Source organism: Spirillospora sp. CA-294931 (genome assembly GCF_050946795.1).
Lineage (GTDB): Bacteria > Actinomycetota > Actinomycetes > Streptosporangiales > Streptosporangiaceae > Spirillospora.
Window position 1 is genome coordinate 4,300,743 of sequence record NZ_CP192006.1, and the last position, 17,897, is coordinate 4,318,639.

21 protein-coding genes are annotated in these 17,897 nt (G+C 70.8%); 2 read left to right on the forward strand and 19 right to left on the reverse strand.

The genetic code is table 11. From position 1 onward, the window contains the following. Window positions 1-80: 80 nt before the first annotated feature. The 8 genes from ACQPY4_RS19125 to ACQPY4_RS19160 all read right to left on the reverse strand — a co-directional run bounded on the left by ACQPY4_RS19125 (window position 81) and on the right by ACQPY4_RS19160 (window position 4,076). The gene (locus ACQPY4_RS19125) at window positions 81-932 is read right to left on the reverse strand and encodes an endonuclease/exonuclease/phosphatase family protein (protein WP_433338197.1); all 852 of its coding nucleotides are present in this window, start codon (window positions 930-932) and stop codon (window positions 81-83) included. After that, window positions 929-1,354, reverse strand: a complete 426-nt coding sequence (locus tag ACQPY4_RS19130) for an HAD family hydrolase (protein ID WP_433338199.1) — start codon at window positions 1,352-1,354, stop codon at window positions 929-931. Before ACQPY4_RS19130 ends, ACQPY4_RS19125 begins: the two co-directional genes overlap by 4 nt. Before the next feature lie 184 nt (window positions 1,355-1,538). After that, window positions 1,539-2,195, reverse strand: a complete 657-nt coding sequence (locus tag ACQPY4_RS19135) for a MerR family transcriptional regulator (RefSeq protein WP_433338201.1) — start codon at window positions 2,193-2,195, stop codon at window positions 1,539-1,541. A 235-nt stretch (window positions 2,196-2,430) separates the two neighbouring features. Continuing rightward, on the reverse strand, window positions 2,431-2,673 hold the full coding sequence (locus tag ACQPY4_RS19140; protein WP_433338203.1) for a hypothetical protein: 243 nt from the start codon (window positions 2,671-2,673) through the stop codon (window positions 2,431-2,433). Window positions 2,674-2,767: 94 nt separating this feature from the next. Next, entirely contained in the window at window positions 2,768-2,953 is a 186-nt protein-coding gene (locus ACQPY4_RS19145; protein WP_433338205.1) for a hypothetical protein, read from the reverse strand. Then, complete coding sequence (locus ACQPY4_RS19150) at window positions 2,950-3,303, reverse strand: hypothetical protein (RefSeq protein WP_433338207.1); 354 nt, start codon at window positions 3,301-3,303, stop codon at window positions 2,950-2,952. The genes ACQPY4_RS19145 and ACQPY4_RS19150 overlap by 4 nt, the downstream gene beginning before the upstream one ends. Beyond that, window positions 3,300-3,674 (reverse strand): hypothetical protein, encoded by a 375-nt coding sequence (locus ACQPY4_RS19155; protein WP_433338209.1) that lies wholly within the window; start codon window positions 3,672-3,674, stop codon window positions 3,300-3,302. Before ACQPY4_RS19155 ends, ACQPY4_RS19150 begins: the two co-directional genes overlap by 4 nt. A gap of 177 nt (window positions 3,675-3,851) precedes the next feature. Then, window positions 3,852-4,076, reverse strand: a complete 225-nt coding sequence (locus ACQPY4_RS19160; RefSeq protein ID WP_433338211.1) for a hypothetical protein — start codon at window positions 4,074-4,076, stop codon at window positions 3,852-3,854. 269 nt (window positions 4,077-4,345) lie between these two features. Between ACQPY4_RS19160 and ACQPY4_RS19165 the strand changes: the two genes are divergently transcribed. Together ACQPY4_RS19165 and ACQPY4_RS19170 are read left to right on the forward strand one after the other, a co-directional pair. Next, window positions 4,346-4,999: a DUF5753 domain-containing protein gene (locus ACQPY4_RS19165; protein ID WP_433338213.1), complete on the forward strand. Its 654-nt coding sequence runs from the start codon at window positions 4,346-4,348 to the stop codon at window positions 4,997-4,999. Further along, complete coding sequence (locus tag ACQPY4_RS19170; RefSeq protein ID WP_433338215.1) at window positions 4,996-5,187, forward strand: DUF397 domain-containing protein; 192 nt, start codon at window positions 4,996-4,998, stop codon at window positions 5,185-5,187. The genes ACQPY4_RS19165 and ACQPY4_RS19170 overlap by 4 nt, the downstream gene beginning before the upstream one ends. A 687-nt stretch (window positions 5,188-5,874) precedes the next feature. Here ACQPY4_RS19170 and ACQPY4_RS19175 read toward each other — a convergent pair. From ACQPY4_RS19175 to ACQPY4_RS19225, 11 genes are all read right to left on the reverse strand, one after another. Beyond that, entirely contained in the window at window positions 5,875-6,237 is a 363-nt protein-coding gene (locus tag ACQPY4_RS19175; protein ID WP_433338217.1) for a hypothetical protein, read from the reverse strand. Between the two features lie 472 nt (window positions 6,238-6,709). After that, window positions 6,710-6,847 (reverse strand): ATP-binding cassette domain-containing protein, encoded by a 138-nt coding sequence (locus tag ACQPY4_RS19180; protein ID WP_433338219.1) that lies wholly within the window; start codon window positions 6,845-6,847, stop codon window positions 6,710-6,712. Between the two features lie 74 nt (window positions 6,848-6,921). Continuing rightward, window positions 6,922-7,593 carry a response regulator transcription factor gene (locus ACQPY4_RS19185; RefSeq protein ID WP_433338221.1) on the reverse strand — a complete coding sequence of 224 codons (672 nt, stop codon included), beginning with the start codon at window positions 7,591-7,593 and terminating at the stop codon, window positions 6,922-6,924. 75 nt (window positions 7,594-7,668) lie between these two features. Continuing rightward, window positions 7,669-8,829 carry a sensor histidine kinase gene (locus tag ACQPY4_RS19190; protein ID WP_433338223.1) on the reverse strand — a complete coding sequence of 387 codons (1,161 nt, stop codon included), beginning with the start codon at window positions 8,827-8,829 and terminating at the stop codon, window positions 7,669-7,671. A gap of 101 nt (window positions 8,830-8,930) precedes the next feature. Beyond that, window positions 8,931-10,124: an Ig-like domain-containing protein gene (locus tag ACQPY4_RS19195; RefSeq protein WP_433338225.1), complete on the reverse strand. Its 1,194-nt coding sequence runs from the start codon at window positions 10,122-10,124 to the stop codon at window positions 8,931-8,933. Window positions 10,125-10,197: 73 nt separating this feature from the next. After that, entirely contained in the window at window positions 10,198-10,977 is a 780-nt protein-coding gene (pgl, locus tag ACQPY4_RS19200) for a 6-phosphogluconolactonase (protein WP_433338227.1), read from the reverse strand. Beyond that, entirely contained in the window at window positions 10,974-11,966 is a 993-nt protein-coding gene (locus ACQPY4_RS19205; protein ID WP_433338229.1) for a glucose-6-phosphate dehydrogenase assembly protein OpcA, read from the reverse strand. The genes pgl and ACQPY4_RS19205 overlap by 4 nt, the downstream gene beginning before the upstream one ends. Before the next feature lie 2 nt (window positions 11,967-11,968). After that, window positions 11,969-13,495 carry a glucose-6-phosphate dehydrogenase gene (gene zwf, locus ACQPY4_RS19210; protein WP_433338231.1) on the reverse strand — a complete coding sequence of 509 codons (1,527 nt, stop codon included), beginning with the start codon at window positions 13,493-13,495 and terminating at the stop codon, window positions 11,969-11,971. Between the two features lie 94 nt (window positions 13,496-13,589). Beyond that, window positions 13,590-15,197: a glucose-6-phosphate isomerase gene (locus ACQPY4_RS19215; protein WP_433338233.1), complete on the reverse strand. Its 1,608-nt coding sequence runs from the start codon at window positions 15,195-15,197 to the stop codon at window positions 13,590-13,592. Then, window positions 15,194-16,852, reverse strand: coding sequence for a phosphoheptose isomerase (locus ACQPY4_RS19220; RefSeq protein ID WP_433338235.1), 1,659 nt, complete (start codon window positions 16,850-16,852; stop codon window positions 15,194-15,196). Before ACQPY4_RS19220 ends, ACQPY4_RS19215 begins: the two co-directional genes overlap by 4 nt. A 75-nt stretch (window positions 16,853-16,927) precedes the next feature. After that, window positions 16,928-17,839, reverse strand: a complete 912-nt coding sequence (locus ACQPY4_RS19225) for a hypothetical protein (RefSeq protein WP_433338237.1) — start codon at window positions 17,837-17,839, stop codon at window positions 16,928-16,930. Between the last annotated feature and the right edge of the window lie 58 nt (window positions 17,840-17,897).

A 17,897-nucleotide genomic window follows, 5' to 3' on the forward strand; every position in this document is an offset into this window, starting at 1 on the left:
TGTGACTGGTCGCCCCGCGCTCACGCGGGGACGTCGGGGGCGCCTCAAGAAGGACCGGAAGCGCCGGGGGTTGCTGGCTCTTACTCTCGGGGAGTGTCGGAAGCCTTGACCAGATCGCTGGGGTGTATGTGAAAGCTGGCTGTGATCATGGCGTGATCTGACACCAGCGGGTCGAACTCCTCGACCGTGGCGGAGTCGTAGGTGTGGGGTGGCAGCGTTGTCAGGACCCGATCACCGCGATAGGCGAACCTGCGAGGGAGGAAGTCGCACACGGTCGGGGTGGTAACGCCGAGGTGGGCGGCGACATCGACGAATCCAGCCGCCTGAAGAGCTTGGGCGGGCCGCTGGTCGAGTTTGGGGTGGATTAGATCGCCGTTGAGTTCGCTGTGCTCGTTGGCCGGGACGGCGTTGAAATCCCCCGCAGCGATAACGGGCTGGTCCTTCAGGAGTTCAATGCTCTCGGCCTCGATCAAACGCAGGGTTGATGAGGACGGGGCGCAGTGGATATTGAGGAAGCGCAGAGTGCCTTTGCCGATGGCCAACTCCAAGTGTCCTTGGGCGTGCCAGTAGGGCACCTGGGCATGGCGTTCTTGCACGACCCGCAGGCCGGGCCGTTCCCGAACGAACATGGCCAAGTGAGAACCGTGGTTGCGGGAGGGGATGAGGAACCGGACAGTCATGCCCAGCCGGTGAGAGACCTCGTGAAGTACCCGGTTGGAGTGCGACCCCCATTTGGCTTCCTGCAACGCGACTAGGTCGGCGTCGAATTCGCTGAGTGCGTCGACCTGTTTCCACAGTCGCGTGTAGTCATGGCGCAGCTCGCCGTCACGACCCCCGTGATTTAGGTTCCACGAGACGACCAGCAGACTTTGACAGTCATTGCGGGGAAACTCGTCTGGGCCCCAAACGGCGTCGGTGGCTCCGGCAATCATGACCGCTCCAGCAGCGAGGGAAGTTCCTTGACGTGGCGAATGCAGGGGACGCCTGTGGGGAGGGTCTCTGTGGGTTTAAGGCCACGAGGACGGACCAGGGCGGCCCGCATACCGTGCGATAGGGGCGCGATAACGTCGTGAGAAATGTTGTCGCCCACGAAAAGAATTTCGGATGGCTCACACTGCGCTGCCGTGATGACCAGTTCATAGAAAATGTCCTCAGGCTTGGCCGCGCCCAACGCGTGGGAGAGCAACGCCACTGTGAAAAGCTCCTCCACGCCCGCAGCTTGAAGCGCGGGCCAACGAGATTCCCCGGGCAACGTGTTGCTGGCCAGGACCAGGCGCATGTCGAGTCTGGCCAGTTCATGCAACGCACGCGCCGCATCCGGGTCAACTGGTTTTTGGCCGAGGATGTGATCCACTCTGGGGCCGGAGATAGTGCGGCCAAAATCAAAGGCCAATGCCCGCGTAGGCATATTTTCTCACTTTCCGAATGGGACATGGACGGTAGGAGCTTTATTTTTCCCCGAAGCCGGGCGAGGCGCGTAGGGGACCAGCCTCGCCCGGCGGTCTCGAAGAGGGTTCCGAGACTGATTCGGTGGTGGGCTATGGCGCGTGTGATTGCACCTCGGCTTGGCCTCCGCGTGCTTTTGTTATCAGGTGCTTCACCTGGTTGAGCTTAGGGCGGCACCCTTCCTGACGATCCCGCAGTTCTGCCACGAGCGCGAGTTCCTCACGCAGATACTTGCGATTTCCTTTCTGCTGCTCCTGCAAGCAGCTAATGACGCCGTGCTGCTCCCAATTTTTTATTTGGGCAGATGACAGGCCGGTCAGCTCTACGGCAGGCCGTACGCCAATCCACGTCCCATCATCGATTCCGTGAGCGAGAGCCAACTCCCCTATGTGTTTGCGGTGCGGAGGGTGATCGGTCACGTGTTGTTCCTTTCTTGTGTCGACTGATGGCGACACGGCGATATCGCACATATCAGCCACCGCCAACATGGCCGCCATTCCATCACCGTTGAAATGCTGCCCGATCACCCTTTCAAGCGCTACCCGGGGCGACGTGGAGACGAGATCGGAGGGCGTCTCCATTGCCAGCAACGCATCGACATCTTCGGACCTGTACCGCAGTTGTCCGCCGGGCGTCTTAATCGTGCCCAGCTTTCCCTCCTGGGTCCACCGCCACACAGTTCTCGCTGACACCCCAAACAGCCGCGCCACCTCGCCGGTCGAGTAGGGATATGGGCTGCTGGTCCTCACACCACTCATTTTCTCTGGATGCACTTCACTTCGCACGCTACGGCCGGAACGTCGCACTCCTCACGCCACAACGCCCGGGTACCGTCCACCACAGCATCAGAGATCTCGGGTTCGAACCCCTGACGCCGCATCGTCTCTTTGACTAGGGAAAGGATTGCCTCTGCCATGAAGGCCGCGACCGCGCGGGCCTTACGCTCACCCGCGTTGCCCCAAGCGTGACTAGTCGCCTCCGGGCTCATGAGGACCCCTCCGGGTATTCGGCGACCAGGCGGGCGAACTCCAGATTCAACTCGACATGCGCGAGTGCGTCTCCCACACGCCGGGCCTCCCGGAACCGCTCGAATGCCTCATCCTTAATCTCGCTGAAGTCGGCCTTTGCCAGGGTGTCCCGCCACAGAAGGTGTGTGAATTGCCATTCCTCGTAAAGGTTCCGCCGAAGCTCCTCCAGTTCCCCGAGCGTGAGCCCCTCGGTGATCACGGCCGCACCGCCAGACCGAACAGGAACCCCACACCGGACGAGACGACTACGGAGACGGTCGTCACCACGAACAGTTCGATGAGTGTCGCGGGGGTCACGGGCGCTCCTCCGCATCGCGCTCCTCGGCGTAGTGCTCCACGGCCTTGCGCACCTCGGCATTGCGCACCTCGGCGTCACGCTCCGCGCGCCGAGCCCGCCGGAGAAAGAAGAGTTCACACCCGGTGAGGACGCCGAGAAAGAGCACCCCCAGGACGAGGAACACGCGGTCCACGAGCGTCATGGGCGCTCCTCGAACACGCGGAGGATCACGGCGGCGACGGCCTCCACGTCGCTCACGGGGCCGATGATCGAACCGTCCGCCGGAACCCCCGGGAGGTCGCAGCGGTCCTCCCACGTGTACCCGAACGTGTCGTCGTCATCGTTTCGCACACCAATGTGTGCCCACGGCCGCACCACACCGAGCGGCTTGACGACCAGGACCCGCCGACCCTTGCGATCGGCCTCATACGCGTAAAGCGTCCGTGTCTCCCGCACCGCCAACTGAAGCGCCCGCAGAAAACCACGGCACTCAAACAGCGTCGGAGTGTCTGCCGTGGGTACGGCGTGGACGAACCGTGAATCGAAGCTCATGCGTCGCGCTCCCCAATGACGATGTGTCCGTGAAGGAGCATGGGAATCTCCGGCGGCGGGACGCGACTCATGATGAACATCAGCGCCTTGGTGATGTCGTAGGCCGGTGCGAAGGCGTGGCCGTCGTTGTCGTAGAACCACAGTTCGTCGCCCGCCAGAGAGCGGGTGCGACAGAACACGCGAAACGGATCTTCCGTGCGGGCGCACGAGATCTCGTCCACCGCGATGTAGAAGTTCGTGTGATCGCCCGGCAAAAGCCGGGGGTGATACCCGTGACCCCGTAGGGCCGTCTCCAGGTTCTCCAGCCGGACGACGGCGGCCCCGCCGACAGGCGGCGGTGCGTCCGGGTTGTGCCGTTCGCTCATGGCCATGGAAAGACTCGTCCTCTCTCGGGTCTCTGGTCGTGGTCGGGGGAGTGGGAGCGGCGTGCCCGGACGGTCCCGGCGCGGGGCCGCTACCGGCCGGACACGCCGCCCTCCCACCCTCCGGGGCCGCTATGCCCGACCCCGGGAACGGCGGATGCGTACATCCGCCGAAGCCGCATCCGCCTACACGCGCTCGGCGGCCCGCTCCCGCTCCGCCAGGAGCCGCTCGCGGAGCCCATCCGCTGTCGGCTCCATAAGCGTCGGATCAACCCCCGCGCTCGGGTCGTGCAGCGTCGCGCACCACTCGCCCAGAGCCTTGCCGCGCATGGACCGCCACACGCGATGTCCCGGGAACTCCAGGCGGAGCGCTTCCAGCGGATCAGGGTTCGGGGTCACGGTCGGCGGCATGTCCTGGCTCCTGACTCTGTGTCGGGCATCACGTTTCGCCACACAAGAATCTCTCCCCCGGGTTACCTTCGGAAGGTTCATGAAGCACTTGCAACACCGGAGGGTGATGGATGAGCGCCCGGGAGTCACTAGACCCTGACCACTCTTTGTGGGACGCAATAGCCGTTGAGCTGCGCAGACAGCGCGACTTGCATCAACTCTCCGGGTCACGTCTCGGGGCGCTGCTCGGGTGTGACCGTTCGACTGTTTCGAGGTACGAGTCTGGAACCATGCGCCTTACCGAGAGGCACGGCAAGATCCTTGACCGCGAGTGGGACACGGATGGGCTGTTCGCTCGGCTTGTCCGGTTCGCCAGCGCCGCCAATGATGACGACTGGTTCGCGGGGCTCACGGAGTACGAGGGACGTGCAACACGGTTGAGAATCTGGGAGGTAGCGCTTGTTCCTGGAGTCTTCCAAACCCCCGACTACGCTCGAAGCGCGCTCACAGCGGGTCTCGTCGAAGACATCGACACCGCACTAGAGAAGCGAATGGCCCGACAGACGGCCGTCTTTGAGCGTCCAAAACCCCCACGGGTGTTCGCCATCCTGAACTGGGTGGCCTTGCTGCAACCTGTTGGCGACGCCGGGATCATGCGCGGCCAACTAGCTCACCTACTCGCCATGAGCGAGTACCCGCATGTCAGCCTGCGAATCTTGGAGAAGGATGCCGGGGTGAACGTCGGGCTGGACGGCTCATTCCAACTCCTGACGGTGGATGATAGAGACGTCGCATACGCGGAAGCTCCCGAGATGGGCGGGCTTGTTCGGGACCCCCATACCGTCCAGAACTTCGCAGTACGGTATGACCGCGTGTGCGAGGTGGCCACGCCTGTAGGCCCATCGCGGACCCTGATTCAAAGGACCATGGAGAGCTACCAATGATCGAGTGGCGCAAGGCGAGTCGTAGCGGCACCTCGGACAACACCAGTTGTGTTGAGGTTGCGAACCTCGCCGGAAACATCGGGGTGCGCGACTCGAAGGACCCACAAGGCCCGAAGTTGGCCGTGACCCGCGCCAACTGGCGCACGCTGGCACGCCGCATCAAAGACGGCGACCACGACCTAGCGTGAGCCGCGCACACGAAGCCCCCGAGTGCTGTGGCGCCTGGGGGCTTCTCTTGTGTGAGACTTTTCCCTACCAGGTCAAGCACCCACCCACCCACGGCTTGCGCCCGCAAGCGGGCGCGCGCCTCCCATCACACCCACCACACACACCCCGCACCCACACGCCAGCACCCGCTAACCGGTGCCGTGTGCGCCTCCCGCCGCTTCGCCCAGTCCGGGGGGAGGGGGGCTCTCGCCCCCCTCCCCCCTGGCCCCCTCTCCCCCCGCCGCGCCGCATCGCTTCGCTCGCGGCGGCGGCGCGGGCCACCCCGCGCGGCGTACGCAAGGTGCTCACGCTGCGGCTACTACGGGTCGGCGCGGGGCCAGGCGGCCCCGCACCGTCAGGAAGCGGCGGACCGGTCCGCACGGCGGACCGGTCTTGGCCGTTGCTGCGGGCGGCGCTAGGGCGCCGTCCTCGCCCGGCCGACCGGCCGCCGTGCGTCCGACCGCCGCCCTTCCGAGCGTGACCACCTGACCCCGCGCCTCCCCGAAGCAACCCCAGCGCTCACCCCGCGTACGCCCCGCTCCCGGCCCTTGCCGCCGCCGCTCACAGCCATTCGGCGCAGCGGAGTCGAGCGGGCCAGGGAATCGGGCGCACACTCGCGCACCCCTCCACCCGTCCCGGCTCTCCGGCAGGCGCACACGGCCACCCGCCTACTTGGGAGAAGTGCCCTCACGCTTCAGCAGACCTTGCCGGATCAGCTCAGAACGAATCCCGCCGCGCGTCCGCTCTAGCCGTTCCATCAACTGCGGCACCGTCAAACCCTCACCATGCAGCCGCGCCAGCTCCGCACGCTGTTCATCCGTCCACGCCCGCCCATGATTGGCGGCCCGGCTCCGCAGTTGCGCGGTTCGAGCGGCCGGACCCAGATCGATTCGCGCGATCACATCCGCCGCCGCCGTCATCACCACCTCACCAGCGGCCGAGATCGCCTCCAGCCGCTCCGCCTCCACCGTCGTTTCACTCACGAGCTGCCCGCCGACCTCCACCGGGCGACTGAACACGATCCGGAACACCGCCACACCCACCACATCCCCACATCTCCGACCCGTCACCGGCCGACCACGAGATACCCGGACAAAGCGCGCACCATGCCGACCCCGGCACCACGAGGCCCGCTCTACGCCCCAGCAGGCGCCCAAGGTGCCGCTTTAGGGATTCCCAACCAACCCCGACCCCCGCCCCTTACAACGACCCGCCTCCGGCGTAGGGCTCTACCCATAAGAGATGTGCGCCCCTCACCGCGCACTAAGCCACCGCCCCGCAAAATGAACAGCGTGCACACTCACCCAGACCCCCGCCCCGCTCAGGCAGGTGAAGGGACGCCGGGTACAGGCTTGGGCGGGGACCCCTCCGGCGGGCCGCCCCCGGCCTGATGCGGGCAGCCCAGGAGGCAGCCCGGAGCCGCGCGAGGCTAGCAGCCCGCCGCCCCACCCAAGCCCGCACCCGGCTCCCCACAACAGCGCAGGTCGGCCCCAGAAAGAAGGGTCACAATCGTGTATCCGTCTTGCCCGCTCCGTTCGGGCCGAGGAACCCGGTGACGGTGCCGGGCTCGCACCGGAACGACACGTCGTGGACGGCGGTCGTCTCCCGGTAGCGCTTGCTCAGGCGTTCGACTTCGATCATGCCGTCCAGGCTGCCCGCCGGGCCGGGCCGGACGCGTCGGCCGATGGTCGACGGCCCGGCGACCGAAGTCGGCGTCAGGCGGTCCGGTCGGCCCCGCCCGCGTCGTGCACCAGCAGCGCGATCTGGACCCGGTTGTTGAGCTCCAGCTTGGTCAGCAGCCGCGACACGTACGCCTTGACCGTCGCCACGCTCAGCGACAGCTCGCGGCCGATCTCGCTGTTGGTCTTGCCCTGGCCGACCAGCGCCGCCACCGCCCGCTCGCCCTCGCTGAGACGGCCGAGCAGGGTGCGGGCGCGGTCCTGGCGGGGGTCGACGCCGGAGCCCGCCACGTAGGTCATCATCCGGCGCAGCACGGCGGGCGACATCATCGGCTCGCCCGCCGCGACCTGCCGGATCGCCTGGACGATCTCCGGCGGCGGTGTGTGCTTGAGCAGGAACCCGCTGGCCCCCGCCCGCATGGCGCGCAGGATGTGGTCGTCGGTGTCGAACGTGGTGAGGATGATGATCTCGGGCGGGTCGCGGCGGGCGCGCAGCCGCTCGGTCGCCGCGAGCCCGTCGAGCCGGGGCATCCGGATGTCCATCAGCACCACGTCGGGGCGGTGCTCGTTGACCGCGGGCACGACCTCCGCGCCGTCGGCGACGTCGGCCACGACCTCCAGGTCTCCCGCGCCGGCCAGCATCATGCCGAGGCCCGTCCTGACCAGAGCGTCGTCGTCCACGATGAGCACGCGGATGGGGGAGTCCATCCGGTCACCCTACGGGGTCGGCCGGGCGCCGCCGGAGCCGGTCGGAGAAATCTACAACGTAAAGGACGGTGGTGTTCATGAACCCTTCTCAACGGGAACGGGCAGCCAGGCGTACAGGCGGAACAGGCCGCCCGTGACGCCGTGTTCGAGCGTGCCGCCGACGAGCTCGGCCCGCTCGCGCAGGCCGACGAGCCCGGCGCCCGCGCCGGGGATCGCCAGGGCCGGACCGGGCGGCAGCGAGTTGACGACCTCGATCGCCAGCCCGGCCGAGCCGGGGAAGTCGACGGTGATCCGGACGTGCGCGCCGGGCGCGTGCTTGCGGGCGTTGGTGAGTGCCTCCTGGACGATCCGGTAGGCGTGGCGGCCGATGCCGTCCGGGACGGTCGCCGGGTCGGGGACGCGCTCGTCGAGCGTGACGTGCGCGCCCGCCTGCCGCGACTGCTCCACCAGCGCGGGCAGGTCGGTGAGCGTCGGCTGCGGCCGCTCGTGGTCGTCGCCCTGGGTGTCGTCGCGCAGCACCCAGATCACCTCGCGCAGGTCCTCCATCGCCTGGTGGGCGCTGCGGCGGATCACTCCCGCGGCCTCGCGCTGGGCGTCGGGGGCGTCGCCGTGGAACTCCAGCGCGCCCGCGTGCACGGCCAGCAGCGAGATCCGGTGGGCCAGGACGTCGTGCATCTCGCGGGCGATGCGCTCGCGCTCCAGGAGCCGTGCCTCCTCCACGCGCAGGCGCTGGCCCTCCTCGGCCGCCACGGCGCGCTCTTTGAGCGACTCGATCAGCATGCGGCGCGACCGGACCAGCATTCCCGCCGCCACGAACACCGCGTAGCCCAGGAGCATGACCAGCGTCGAGGAGAGCCGGGTGCCGTCCTCGATCGGGCCGAAGGTGAAGACCAGGACGATGATCGCGACATTGGGGACGCCGACGATGACGCTCATCCGCCAGGAGCGGTGCACGGCCACGGTGAAGGCGCTCAGCGCGGCCATGCCCCAGGGCGTGCTGGCGAACCAGGCCAGGACCGACATCAGCAGCGAGACGTGGACGGGCTTCTGCCGCCGGAAGAGCACCAGGACCACCAGGCTGACCAGCCAGATCGCCAGGTTCCAGATGACCTCCGACGAGTCGCCGCCCGAGTAGCTGGACTCGGCGCCCTCCAGCATCAGCAGGCCGAGGGCGCCGGCGAGCGCCGCGACCATGATGTCGCGGCCCCATTCGCGCAGCGACCGGCGGATTCGCACGCGCCCACGCTACCGAGCCGGTCGGCCACCGCGCCGTAGGCACAGGTCGACCGCCGATCGACTTTGGTCGATGGGGGTCCGGCGCCGCCCGGGTGCGGAGGTCAGGAGAGCGGGGTGCCGGTGACGGGCTTGCCGAGGGCGCTGCCCGCGAGCCAGTCGGTCCAGCTCTTGGCCCAGGGCGTGGGCCCGTTGCCGAAGCGGAGCTTGCGGGTGGTGCCGGTGACCTCGATGACGTCGCCGCGCTGGGTGAAGTTGTAGAACCAGCGCGCGTCGTCGGGGGCGGCGTTGACGCAGCCGTGGCTGACGTTGGCGCTGCCCTGCGAGCCGGTCGACCACGGGGCCGAGTGGATGAAGGTGCCGCTGTAGGTCATGCGGACGTTCCACTTGGTCGGGGTGCGGTACGCGCCGGGGTTGCCGGTGGTTGCCGAGTCCATGACCATCGCGGGGTTCTTCTCCTGCGCGATCATGACGCCGGTGTAGCTGTCGTCGCCGGGCTTGCCCAGGCTGACCTTCATGTCGCGGACGGTGCGCCCGCCGTCGGTGACCTTCGCGCGGTGGGTCTTGGCGTTGATGGTGGTGACGTGCCGGGGCCCGACTTTGAAGTTCAGCGTGCGGTCCTTCATGCCGTACAGGCCCTCGCCGGCCTTGAGCCCGGCCAGGTGCGCGACGACCTGGACCTTCTGGCCGGCGGGCCAGTACTCGCGGGGCCGGAAGTCGACCTCCTTGTCGCTGATCCAGTACCAGGCGCCCTCGACGGGCTTGGACATGCGGACCTCCAGGGCCCGCTCGACCGCCGCCTTGCCCTGCTTGCCGGTCACCGGCTTGGTGAGCAGCAGCTGGATCGGCATCCCGACGCCGACCGTCTCGCCCTCCAGCGGCGACATGCCCGTCTCCAGCTTTTTGGCCGGGGTGAGCGTGGTGAAGGTCGACGTCGTGGTGACGGCCTTGCCGTCGTCGTCGGCGCCCTTGGCGGTGACGGTGTAGGTCGTGGCCGGGCGCAGGCCCCAGGACGTGCGCCACGAGCGCGCGTCGGCGGCCAGCCTGCCCTCGGCCTTGCGTCCCTTGGCGTCGGCGACGGTGACCTCGGTCAGCTTGCCCTTGTCGGCCCGGACGGTGACGGGCTGGTCGGGCGCCACCTGCCTGGTGCCGTTGGCGGGCGTCACCGCGAGGGTGGCGGCCGCCTTCGCCGCGTCCTTGCCGCCCTTGTCGTCGTCACCGCCCGAGGAGCATCCGGCGGCGAGCGCCGCCACGCAGGCGATCGCCCCGATCGTCGTTCCGGTCCGGCCCGCACGCACCTGGGACCTCCTTCGAACTTCGGTTCCCTTGTTCCGAGGTTATGCGGTGATCAGACCGGTATGACACGGTGCGTCAGGGGGAGGCGATGCGCTCGATGCCGGGCGGCAGCTCGGCGGCCGCCGCGCGGTCGAGCAGGAACAGCGTGCTGCGGCGTCCCCGGGCCCCGGCGGCCGGGACCTGGACCGGTCCCGCCTCCGACAGCCCGAGGCGCACGGCGGTGGCCTTGGCCTCGCCCGCCGCCATCAGCCACACCTCCCGCGCCGCCCGCAGCGCGGGCAGCGTGAGGGAGACGCGGGTCGGCGGCGGCTTGGGCGCTCCGCGTACCGCGACCACGGGACGCTCGTCGTACAGGGCGGGCAGGCCCGGGAACAGCGAGGCCACGTGGGCGTCCGGCCCGACGCCGAGCATCAGCACGTCGAAGGAGGGCACCGGGCCGTGGTCTTCGGGACGCGCCGCCGCGCGCAGCTCGGCGGCGTAGGTCTCGGCCGCCGCCTCGGGGTCGTCGCCGTCGGGCCCGTCGGAGGCGGGCATGGGGTGCACGCGCGCGGGGTCGAGGGCGACATGGTCGAGCAGGGCCCGGCGGGCGCCGGTCTCGTTGCGCTCGGGGTCGCCGGTCGGCAGGAACCGCTCGTCGCCCCACCAGATGTCCAGCCGCCGCCAGTCGATGGCGTCGCGGGCGCCGGTGGCGGCCAGCTCGGCCAGGACGGCGGTGCCGACACCGCCCCCGGTGAGCACGACCGAGGCCGAGCCCCGGGCCGCCTGCGCGTCCACGATCCGGGTGACCAGCCGGGCGGCGACCGCCTTGGCCAGCAGCTCCTGGTCGCGGTGGACGAGGACGGCCGGAGGCGTCACTTGCCGGCCGCCTTGGAACGTCCCACCGTCTTGGTGCGCGAGGACTTCTTGTCGTCGCCGCCGGCCTTGGCGGCGGCGCCCTCCAGGTCCTTGGCGAACCGCGAGGCCGCCTCCTGGTACACCTCGTCGGGGTCGAGCCTGCGCAGTTCCTCGGCCAGCAGCTCGGCCATCGGGCGGCGCATCAGCGACACCTGCCGGTCGGGCTGGCCGGGACGCGACAGCGTCGCCACCCGGCCGTCGGGACGCGACACGGCGATGTCGCCGGGCGGCGTCGCCAGCGTCACGCCGGTGATGCCCGGTCCGTCGGAGACCGTGCGGCGGACGGTGACGCCCAGCCGGACCGACAGCCACGCGGCCAGCAGTTCGGCGCTGGGGCTGTCGGGTTCGGCCGAGACCTCCCCGGCGGTGATCTCCTCGTGGTCCTGGTCGAGGGAGGCCGCCAGCAGCGACCGCCATGAGGTCAGCCGCGTCCAGGTGAAGTCGGTGTCGCCCGGCTTGTACCCGTTGGCGAGCTGCGCCAGCGTGCCGAGCCGGTCGCGGGCGGCGTAGGAGTCGGTCACGCGGCGCTGCGCCAGGCGTCCCAGCGGGTCGTCGCCGGGGACCTTGGGCACCTTGCCGCCCGGCCACCAGGTCACCACGGGCGTGTCGGGCATCAGCAGCGGCACCACGACCGAGTCGGCGTGCAGCGCCAGCGGCCCGTACATGCGCAGCAGCACGGTCTCGCCGGGGCCGGTCTCGCCCATCCGGATCTCGGCGTCCAGCCGTGACGAGCTGCCGCGCGAGTCGCGGGAGATCACCGTCAGCACCCGGCAGGGGTGCTCGCGGGCCGCCTCGGTGGCCGCGCGGACGGCGTCGTACTGCGCCGACTCGTCGGTCACGATGATCAGGGTGAGCACCATGCCGACGGCCGGGCCGCCCATCACGTGCCGGGCCTGGGTCAGCGCCTCCTGGATGCGGCGGGTGGTGGTGTTGGTGAGATCGATGTTCATCGTTAGAGCCGCCTCCAAGCGCGCCCGTCGCGCGCCATCAGCTCGTCGGCGCTGTCGGGCCCGTAGCCGCCGGACTTGTACTGGTCGAGCTTGCCCTGTCCCGCCCAGTACTCCTCGATCGGGTCGAGGATCTGCCAGGACAGCTCGACCTCCTCCTGGCGGGGGAACAGCGGAGGGTCGCCGATCAGCACGTCGAGCAGCAGCCGCTCGTAGGCTTCGGGGGACGCCTCGGTGAACGACTCGCCGTAGGCGAAGTCCATGTTGACGTCGCGGATCTCCATCGAGGTGCCGGGCACCTTGGAGCCGAACCGCACCGTGATGCCCTCGTCCGGCTGGACGCGCATCACCAGGGCGTTCTGGCCGAGCTCCTCGGTGTCGGTCTGGGAGAACGGCAGGTGCGGCGCCTGCTGGAAGACCAGCGCCACCTCGGTCACCCGGCGGCTGAGCCGCTTGCCCGTGCGCAGGTAGAACGGCACGCCCGCCCAGCGGCGGTTGTCGATCTCCAGCCGGACGGCCGCGTAGGTCTCGGTGGTGGACGACTTGGGAATGCCGTCCTCCTCCAGGTAGCCCTTCACGCTCACGCCGCCCTGCCAGCCCGCGCAGTACTGGCCCCGCGCGGTGGCCGTCGCCAGGTCGTCGGGGACGCGCACCGAGGACAGCACCTTGGCCTTCTCGGCGCGCACGGCCTCGGCGCTGAAGGACGTCGGCTCCTCCATCGCGGTCAGCGCCAGCAGCTGGAGCAGGTGGTTCTGGATGACGTCGCGGGCGGCGCCGATGCCGTCGTAGTAACCGGCCCGGCCGCCGATGCCGATGTCCTCGGCCATCGTGATCTGCACGTGGTCGACGAACGAGCGGTTCCAGATCGGCTCGAACATGGCGTTGGCGAAGCGCAGCGCCAGGATGTTCTGGACGGTCTCCTTGCCGAGGTAGTGGTCGATCCGGAAGATCGACTCCTCGGGGAAGACCCGGTGGACGGTGTCGTTGAGCTCCTTGGCGCTGACCAGGTCGTGGCCGAACGGCTTCTCGATGACCACCCGCCGCCACGCGCCGTTGGCGCGCTCGGCCAGGCCGGACTCCTGGAGCCGCTCGACGACCTGCGGGAAGAACTTGGGCGGGATCGACAGGTAGAAGGCGTAGTTGCCGCCGGTGCCGCGGCTCTCGTCCAGCTCCTTGACGGCCATGGCCAGGGCCTCGAACGCGCCCGGGTCGCTGAACTCCCCGGGGACGAAGTGGATGCCCTCGGACAGGTGCGTCCAGACGTCCTCGCGGAACGGCGTCCGCGCGTGCTCCTTGATCGACTCGTAGGCGATCTGGCGGAAGTCCTCGTGCTCCCAGTCGCGGCGGGCGAAGCCCACCAGCGAGAAGCCGGGCGGCAGCAGCCCCCGGTTCGCCAGGTCGTAGATGGCCGGCAGCAGCTTCTTGCGTGAAAGGTCCCCCGTGACTCCGAACAGAACCAGCACACACGGCCCTGCCACCTTGGGCAGCCGCTTGTCCCGGGGATCCCGGAGCGGGTTGGGCGTGTTGCTCACGTGTCGGCCCCCTCTTCCCGATGTGTCGCCTGTCTCGTCGTTCTCGACGTTGTCCGCGTGACGCCGTCCTCATGCGTGGCACGTGGTGCCGGGATCATGCCTCTCCTCGGGCGGATTCGAGCAGCCGGGCGAGGCCCGCCCAGCGGTCCTGCAGGTGCAGCCGGACCACGGGGCGTCCCGCGCGTTCGGCGGCACGGGTCTCCCCGAGCGCCTGCGCGAGCTGGAGCGCGCCCAGGTGGTGGAACCGGCCCGGGACCGGGACGTCGTGGACGGCGTTCCCGGTCAGCATCAGGTATACGCCCCTCTCCCGGTGATCATTCCCGATCGCGGGGTAACGGCAACCCCAGGTGATCGTCACGGGGCGGGCACAGCGGGCGGCCAGCAGCGCGGCCAGGCGCCGGACGCGGGCGCCCTCGCCCAGCGCCTCGTCGGGGTCGAGGTGCGCCACGATCGCCAGATGGCCGTCCTCGGACGCGCGGGCGACCACGGACTCGACCAGCGCGTCCAGGTCGGGCGCCGCGGCGAAGCGGGCGTCGGCGGTGTGCACGTCGACGCCGCCCGGGTCGGCGAAGGCCGGGGCCTCGCCGGTGTCGGGGAGCGGGGTCTCGGGCAGGCGGGCCGCCGGGTCGAGCGGGTCGGCGCCGAGCAGGTGCGCGGCGACCGCCGCGGCGTACTCCCACACCACCAGCTGGTCGGGCAGGGGGCCGGACGCGGTGGCGTCGTCCTGGTTGGGGCGGCCGTCGAGGGTCACCAGGAACACGTCGTCGGCGGGCATCAGCGTCATGCCGCCGCGCTGCACGATCGGCAGGACGCGCCCGCGCGTGGCGTCGGCCAGCAGCGGCGCCACCCAGTCGGCCAGGCCGGGGACCGAGGCGGGATAACCGCCGAGCACGACGGTGGCGCGGCCCGCGCGGGCGGCGCCGCCCAGGATCGCGCCGAGCACCAGGCCCGGGTTGTTCTCGGGACGGGTGAGCGAGGGCAGCACGGCGGCGGCGCGTTCCAGCAGCGTGGCGACGTCGGCCCCGGCGAGGGCGGCGGGCACCACCGCGTACGGCGACAGCGCCCCGAACGCGGTGGCCTCGGGCGCCTCGATCAGCGCGTGCCCGGCCTCGGCCGCGCGCTTGGCGGGCACCCCGCCGGGCTCGGTCACCACCACGAACCGCCGCGCGATCTCGGCCTCGGTCAGCCCGGCGTCCAGCAGCTGCTGGACGAAGGCGCGGCGCAGCGTGTCGGTGGCCTGGTCGTTGCCCGTCACCACGACCAGGGCGCGGCGCAGCCGGTCGGGGTCGCCCGAGGCCCGCAGCAGCGCCGCGGGCTCGGGGCCGTCCAGCACCGTCAGCGCGTCGGCCGCGGGCTCGTCGCCGTCGGGCCGGCACCGCGCCAGCAGCCCCGCCGCGCGGGTCGTGGGGCCGCGTCCCAGCAGGACGACCTCGGTCAGCCCGTCGGCCAGCGCCTCCTCGCGCAGCTCGCGCAGGCGTCCCAGCACGGCCCGCGCCGGGCCCGGCTGGCCGGGCCAGCACAGCGCCCGCACCTCGGCGCCCGCCGCCGTCGACGACGGCCACAACCTCGGGTCCTCCGAGGCCAGCCGGACGGGGATCTCGTCGATCCAGAGCCGTCCCAGCATCCGCTCGGCCGCCTCCCTGATGGGACCGAGCGCGGTGATGGACATCTCGCCGGAGACGACCGCGGTGAAGCTCGTCACGGGACCTTCCGCCCGGCTCCCGCGGACGCGCGCACGGCCTCGGTGAGCCGTCCCGCGCCGCCCACGGGGTCGCGCAGGTGCAGCCGCACCACCGGGAGCCCGCGCTGCCGCAGCGCCCGCACCTCGGCCAGCGCGCGGGCCAGCCGCAGCTTGGCCAGGGAGTAGGGGCGTCCCGGCACCGGCAGGTCGGCGACGGTGTCGCCGGGCGCCGGCTCGCCGGTCACGATGAGGAACGCGCCGGTGCCCGGGCCGTCCTTGTGGACCGGCCCGGTGGCGTGCAGGTAACCGGGCCCGGGGCCGTAGGTCACCGGGCGCCCGGACCGCTTGGCCAGCGCGGGCGCCAGGTAGCGACCGGAGAAGTCGCCGGACAGGTAGGTCACGATCGACAGGTACCCCGTCGGGGCGATCCCGTCCACCAGGGCGTCCAGGACCGTGGCCAGATCGCCGTGGCCGAGGCCGGGCGCGTCGGAGTGGACCTCGACCCCGCCGTCGGTGAACGCGGGCGCGCCGACCGGCAGCGGGCCCTCGCCCGCGGCCCGCAGCATCGTCGCCGCGTCGTCCTCGGCCTCCTGCACCACCAGGCTCCCGGCCTCGAACGGGTTGACGCCCAGCAGCCACCCGGCCACGGCCGTCGCGTACTCCCAGATCAGGAACTGCGCGCCCAGCGGCGCCCACAGCGAGGTGTCGGCGTCGTCGTAGGCCACCGAGCGCGGATTGAGCGCGACGCCGTGGATGTCGGGCGCCTCGCCCGGGCTGCCCGCGGGCTCGAACGCCAGCACGCCGCGGCCGCGCTTGCCGGTGCCGACGGCCAGCAGCTGGGAGATCCAGGCCGTCAGCGCGCTGGGCCCGCCCGGCTCGCGGATCAGCAGCTTGTCGCGCGCGGTGCCGTGCATGCCCTGCTGGGCGCAGCCGCCGAGGATCGCGCCGAGCAGCAGGCCCGGGTTGTCCTCCTCCTTGGACAGCGACGGCGCCATCACGGCGGCCTCGTCCAGCAGCTGGCCCGCGTCGGCGCCCGCGAGCACGGCGGGCACCAGCCCGTAGGCCGACAGCGCCCCGAAATGACCGGGAAGGTAGGGATCGGTGAGGCCGATGCGGTAGCCGCCCTGCCGCGCGAAGTCGTGCAGCGGGCTGCCGTGGTCGGTGATGACCAGGAACCGGGCGGCGATCTCGCGCTCGGACAGGCCGCGCTCGCGGAACGCCTCGGCGAAGATGCGCCGGTAGGCGTCGCCTTCCAGCGACACGCCCGCCTTGCTGGCCAGGACGACCAGCGTCCGGTCGAGCCGTTCGAGCGCGAAGGCCAGCGGCGCGGTGTCACCGCCGTCCAGGACGGTCAGCTCGCCGGTCGGCGCGGGGGACTGGGCCTCCATCACCGCCTGCGCGGCCAGGCTCTCGGCACCGACGCCGATCAGCACGATGTGGTCGAGGCCCGAGTAGCGCGCCTCGGTCACCAGACCCTCGACCTGGGCCAGCAGGCCGCGCGAGGCCACGGGCAGGTCGAGCCAGCCCAGCCGGCTGTGGTCGACCGCGCGCCGCCCCCACAGCCGCGGGTCCTTGGCGGCCAGTGCGCCGGGCACGCCCGCGCCCACGAGGTAGTCGCGCGCCTGCAGCGCCGCCTCCAGCACGTCGCCGCGCGTCAGTACGTCGAATCCGGACACCGTTCCTCCTGCGCACATCGTTTCAGGAGAGAACCGGCATTCGCGACCCCAACCCCCGATCTACGGTCGCCGATCTTACAAAGCGGCCGCGCGCCGCCGACGGTAGGACAGGGTGGCCGCGCCCAGAGCCAGGCCCCAGAGCAGCCACAGCAGCGGCGGCACCCACGCTCCCCAGTTCTCGGGGGCCGCGACCGGCTCCCTCGGCGTCCAGCCCAGGTGCATGGCGACGAACCCCCGGTTGACCGACAGTCCCGCCGCCGTGAGTACCCCCGCCACCGCCGTCGCCGGGACGACGGCCAGCGACGGCGGGACGCGCCGTCCCGCCAGACCGGGGAGCCAGCGCGGGAACACCGTCCCCCAGCGCTGCCGCAGGCCGAGGGTGAGCAGCGCACCGGCCGCCGCCATCGCCCCGAGGACGAACTCGGCCAGCCGCGCCCCCGGGCTGTCGTAGCCGCCCGAACGCAGGAACTCACCGGACACCCCGAGGTGGATTCCCGCTGCCCAGGCCCACCGCGTGACGGTGTAGACCAGCGGCGCGGCGATCGCCAGTGGCATCGCGTACCGCTCCCAGGCGGCGCGTCCCGGTTCGGGAGCCGGGCCGCCGCGCGCGGCGGCGGACCGTCCCAGCGCCCAGGCGGTCACCATCGCGAACAGCTGGTACAGGACTGCCGCGTTCAGCGGGTCGAGGTTGAACATCGGCACGTTGACCACGGCCACCAGCACGCGGGCGTCGGGGACCACCACGATCGTCAGCACGCACAGCGACCACGCCACGGCGCGGGGGAGGGCGACCGCGGCGACCGTGCCCAGGGCACCCAGGCACGCGATGAGCGGCGCGGCCGGAAGGACGCCGAGGCCGACCAGCACCGCCCCGGCGTGGATCGCGTCGTCGGTGGCCGAGAAGGGGAAGCCCGCGCCGCCGAACGTCCAGAACAGGCCAAGGGCGAGATGCGCCGCCGACAGCACGGCGGCCAGGGATCGAGTCATGCCCCGATCCTCGGGACGGCCGGGACGGAGCCGCCATCGGCCGATGAGGCGAACCCGC

Coding starts and splice junctions, on each gene's coding strand:
- ACQPY4_RS19155 (WP_433338209.1), bottom strand. CDS start 3,674: ATGGCCATGAGCGAACGGCACAACCCGGACGCACCGCCGCCTGTCGGC.
- ACQPY4_RS19125 (WP_433338197.1), bottom strand. CDS start 932: ATGATTGCCGGAGCCACCGACGCCGTTTGGGGCCCAGACGAGTTTCCC.
- ACQPY4_RS19165 (WP_433338213.1), top strand. CDS start 4,346: ATGCGCCTTACCGAGAGGCACGGCAAGATCCTTGACCGCGAGTGGGAC.
- ACQPY4_RS19160 (WP_433338211.1), bottom strand. CDS start 4,076: ATGCCGCCGACCGTGACCCCGAACCCTGATCCGCTGGAAGCGCTCCGC.
- ACQPY4_RS19185 (WP_433338221.1), bottom strand. CDS start 7,593: ATGGACTCCCCCATCCGCGTGCTCATCGTGGACGACGACGCTCTGGTC.
- ACQPY4_RS19150 (WP_433338207.1), bottom strand. CDS start 3,303: ATGAGCTTCGATTCACGGTTCGTCCACGCCGTACCCACGGCAGACACT.
- ACQPY4_RS19205 (WP_433338229.1), bottom strand. CDS start 11,966: ATGAACATCGATCTCACCAACACCACCACCCGCCGCATCCAGGAGGCG.
- ACQPY4_RS19145 (WP_433338205.1), bottom strand. CDS start 2,953: ATGACGCTCGTGGACCGCGTGTTCCTCGTCCTGGGGGTGCTCTTTCTC.
- ACQPY4_RS19225 (WP_433338237.1), bottom strand. CDS start 17,839: ATGACTCGATCCCTGGCCGCCGTGCTGTCGGCGGCGCATCTCGCCCTT.
- ACQPY4_RS19180 (WP_433338219.1), bottom strand. CDS start 6,847: ATGATCGAAGTCGAACGCCTGAGCAAGCGCTACCGGGAGACGACCGCC.
- ACQPY4_RS19170 (WP_433338215.1), top strand. CDS start 4,996: ATGATCGAGTGGCGCAAGGCGAGTCGTAGCGGCACCTCGGACAACACC.